Consider the following 4,158-nt stretch of genomic DNA (forward strand, 5'->3'; position numbering starts at 1 on the left):
GCTAAATTTTAGGTGCGGCTCCCAAGCCCCCGAACCTTCGCCAAACAATGATCGCGCCGTCGTCGAAGTGCCACAAGGTCTAATTTCAGATGCGACTCAGGCGCGATGTATTAACCGGAAAAAGCCGCGCGACGAATAGTGAACTGAAGGCGGCGTAGAACAGTTGACTACCGTCTCGACTATTAGGCACAGCCGTATCCTACTCATCCCGTAAATCGGAAGAAGAATTGGAAAATTTTTTCAACCTCTTAATCGTAAAATTAGCGCTCCAACCCAAATCACGACGAAGATGAGCGCCGACCTATATTACTTCGATTACGCGGCAACCACGCCTGCGGATCCGCGTGTCATCACTTCTATGGTTAATTGTCTCGGAATAGAAGGAATTTTCGGCAATCCAGCCTCTACTTCGCACTCTGCCGGCATAAAAGCACGAGATCTCGTCGAGAAAGCGCGTGAGCAAGTTGCGCTGCTTATCGGCGCCCGCGCTGACGAAATCATATGGACTTCAGGGGCGACGGAGTCAAACAATCTGGCACTGAAGGGATTTGTCGAAGCAACCGGAACGTCGCCCCATATTGTCACTACCTGTATAGAACACAAGGCCATTCTCGATACTGTCGCAAGCCTTGAGCGGCGTGGATGTTCCATCACTTATGTGGCGCCGGATGAAAGCGGCGCCATCACCGCCGCCGCGGTCAGCGCGGCACTCAGGCCAGACACGGGGATAGTCTCGCTCATGCTGGTCAACAACGAAATTGGAACGATAACCGATATCGGGGCGATTGCACCAATAGTTCATTCAGTGGGCGCGTTGTTGCATGTTGACGCGGCACAAGCGCTTGGTAAAACATCAATCGACGTTAGGGCGCTCGGCATCGACTTGATGTCGATGTCCGCTCATAAGGTCTACGGGCCGAAGGGAATAGGGGCACTTTATGTCGCTCGCGGGGCCGCTGCCCGAATTGCACCGCAGATACATGGCGGAGGGCATGAGAGAGGCTTACGTTCGGGAACATTGGCGACGCATCAAATAGTCGGCATGGGGAAGGCGTGTGCGATCGCCATGGCGGAAATGGAGGACGATACTCGACGAATCGCTGCGCTGAGCGAACGGTTACTGACCGGTATTGTCGCGCTCGATTGCATTGAGCAAAATGCGCGGAGTTGCAGTCGCGTTCCGCATACCCTGAGCTTGAGAGTTGATCTGACAGGGTTTCTCCCATTCATGCTGGCCGCAGATCTCGGGGTTTCTTCCACGTCCGCCTGCAATTCGGCGGACGGCACACCATCGCACGTATTGCTTGCGATCGGACTTGACAAATACGCTGCGGCACGGACGATACGTGTCAGTATGGGTCGTTATACAACCTGTGAAGATGTAGATCAAGCAATTGCTTGTATTAGACAGACGGTGAATCAATGCCGCTTGATTGTCCGGTGAGGCGTCGCTGCGTCGCTGTGTGAGCGCTTTCGAGGAAAGCGTAATCCACCGCTAGTCACGAGTTGCCCAACTTGCTTTGGTAGCGTCCCTAGCATAGTTAGGAGCATGATATATCCGCCCGCGTTCGCTGCGATACGCAGACCTCGTGCCCATAATTGCCTCGATATCAAAGGGCTCCGAATCTATCTCTTTCAAACCTGAATCGCTGCATGAAAAGATTATCGGAGAACATTTGAATCGCTTACTTTTTTCAAATTCACAACTTTACTGATCTAAAAGCAACATGACCTCCCGCAACTGGATTCACAGATTGAGCCAGTCGAGCGCTCGTCAGGATAGGAAAAAGACAGATCTCTTGCCGTTGCCCGTGGGTATTCGCAATGTGTTGTCGCTTGAGTATCACCTCTTGCTGGAGACCTTGCGTGCTGGAGCAGGAACGCTAAGCGCTCTGAAAATACTAACTCGAGTCGCCTTGGCTACCTCTATGCTAGACGAACACGGATATGGTGGTCGGTTCAATCTCACGTTTGATGTCCTTGAGGACGCGGCATATCGGTCGTTCAAGCGCGGCGAATTAATTGGAACATTTTCGTTCGAAGAGGAAACGTTCTGCCTCTTTGCCGAACTTCTTACTCACCACGATCGCCAACTAGCTGCCGCACCGGTATCCGCGATCGAGCGGGTCGGCAAACGTCTCGAACACCCTAATCACGCGATTGCCGCGCGCACCGTTCAGTCTCGCTAATCTCCGCATTATGAACGCAAATCAAGATGAAGCGGCCGGGATAGAGCGGGTCGATTGAACAACCTCGGTATCGTCGGGAGAGCCAGCCGTGCATTGCTGTGAGAAAATAGGGAGCGCGTCCGAGGCACAATTCACCAGTGAACTGTCCAGCGCTGCAGCATCGGCGGATCTTTCTAGGTCTGCGTGTGCCACCGCGCCTCAATGACTGTTCGAAGGGCGTATGTGCCCTCGCCGAAATACATGCTGGGCCCACTGCACGCTTTGCGCAGAAGAGACGGCGACCGATTTTGCGTCATCGCAGGGAGGGGCCATAGGCAACCTTTCCTGCCTGTGATTTGGTAACCCGTTCGGATAGGGTGCGAACATCTAGGCCAGGTTTTCAAAAATCAGATATAGATATGCAACAAAAATAGTTCTGGAAAACATTTTGAAATGCTACTTTGCCAAAGCTGGCATGCTCCGCCAGAAGAAATAAAGCGATATTTATCGGCAGTTTTCGCATGGCGCGATCGGCATTTATGGAAAAAGTGGATGAGGGACTAGTTGACTATGGCTGCGTCGGTTTGAATGCTGGCAGCGAGCGCGCGCGCATCCTTAGCGAGGAATTCCGGCGCAGCTATGCATGGTTGACGTCTAGACTGTGGCGCAAGGTGGGATGCCCTTTCGTCGCTGAAGATTTGAGTTCCGAGGCCTTCGCTCAGTTGTCGGCCAGGCGGGACATTGAAGCTGTGCGGGAACCTAGGGCATTGCTGACGACCATCTCGCAGCGGCTGGTGTTCGATTTGTGGCGTCGTCGAGATCTTGAGCATGCATATCTGGCTGAGCTCGCCCGCGTGACGGACCGGTCGGTTCAATCGGAAGAAGAAAAATTCGAAACGTTGCAGATGCTGGCTGAGATTGACCGACGTCTGGCCGGATTGTCAGCACGTGTACGGCTGGCGTTTCTATACAGCCAGCTCGACGGCATGACGTATGCGGAAATTTCAACCAGACTGGGTGTTTCGGTCAGCATGGTGGGCCAATATATGGCCAAGGCGCTGGCTCATTGTTTGGACGTGCATTCGTAGTGACGAACTTGGACCCGGGCGCGACCGTACTCCGCGCAGCAATCGCGTGGGCTGTACGCCTTTCTTCAGGGACAGTCAGCGACGAAGAGCGGCTCGAGTTCGCTAAATGGAGGGCGGCCGATCACTTGCATCAACGTGCTTGGGAGCGCGTCGAACAGCAGTTGAAAACGTTCGAGGCTGTACGTAACCGTGGGGGCACGGCTGCTCGAAAGGCTTTGTGCGCGCCTGACTTACCACGCCGAAAAATGATTCAAGGGTCTCTCAGCGGGATCGCCGTCATTGGCCTCACAGGTTACCTGTTGCGGCACAGCGGATTTCTGGACGTGCTCTCTGCCGACATCACCACCGAAATCGGACGCAGGCAATTAATCACGCTATCCGACGGCTCGCTCATGACTCTCGATGCGCACTCTGCAGTTGACATCGATTTTAACGAGCATATACGGTCAATTAAACTTCTTCGTGGGCAGCTATTCGTTAAGGTAGCACCCGATTCGACCCGCCCGCTGGCGGTCACTACCCGCGATGGAACGGCCGCTGCCTTGGGCACAGCCTTTTGCGTGAATTTGGCCGACGAGGGTAGTCGCATCGCCGTCACGCATTCGAGAGTTGGCCTGCGCTCTGTGTCGGGCGATACATTTGTCGTCGGTACAGGCGCAGTTGCGCTCATGCAACCGTCCGGCGTGCGAATGCTCGGATCGCTGGACGCAAATGCGGAAATTACCTGGGTCGATGGCTTTATCACTGCGGTTGATCGGCCACTGAGCGAGGTCATCGCGGCGTTGCGCCCTTATCTTCCCGGCTTCGTAACACTATCATCCGATGCGGCCACGCTTCGGGTGACGGGCTTATTCCCTCTCGATGACCCGACCACGACGATTCGCCAGATCGCCCAAACACTG

3 protein-coding genes and 1 pseudogene are annotated in these 4,158 nt (G+C 54.4%); all 4 read left to right on the forward strand.

Annotated features, from left to right (window positions below; translation table 11 throughout):
* Positions 1-289 precede the first annotated feature (289 nt).
* Positions 290-1,429: pseudogene (locus HB376_RS40475) on the forward strand (aminotransferase class V-fold PLP-dependent enzyme); the annotation flags it as partial.
* A 298-nt stretch (positions 1,430-1,727) separates the two neighbouring features.
* Positions 1,728-2,189 carry a Fis family transcriptional regulator gene (locus HB376_RS40480; protein WP_213769289.1) on the forward strand — a complete coding sequence of 154 codons (462 nt, stop codon included), beginning with the start codon at positions 1,728-1,730 and terminating at the stop codon, positions 2,187-2,189.
* A gap of 440 nt (positions 2,190-2,629) precedes the next feature.
* Positions 2,630-3,256 (forward strand): sigma-70 family RNA polymerase sigma factor, encoded by a 627-nt coding sequence (locus HB376_RS40485; protein ID WP_255631896.1) that lies wholly within the window; start codon positions 2,630-2,632, stop codon positions 3,254-3,256.
* A 245-nt stretch (positions 3,257-3,501) separates the two neighbouring features.
* A partial coding sequence (locus tag HB376_RS40490) for a FecR domain-containing protein (protein ID WP_255631897.1) occupies positions 3,502-4,158 on the forward strand: 657 nt, incomplete at its 3' end.

It is taken from the genome of Caballeronia sp. dw_19 (assembly GCF_018449515.1).
In the GTDB taxonomy this organism is placed as follows: Bacteria; Pseudomonadota; Gammaproteobacteria; order Burkholderiales; family Burkholderiaceae; genus Caballeronia.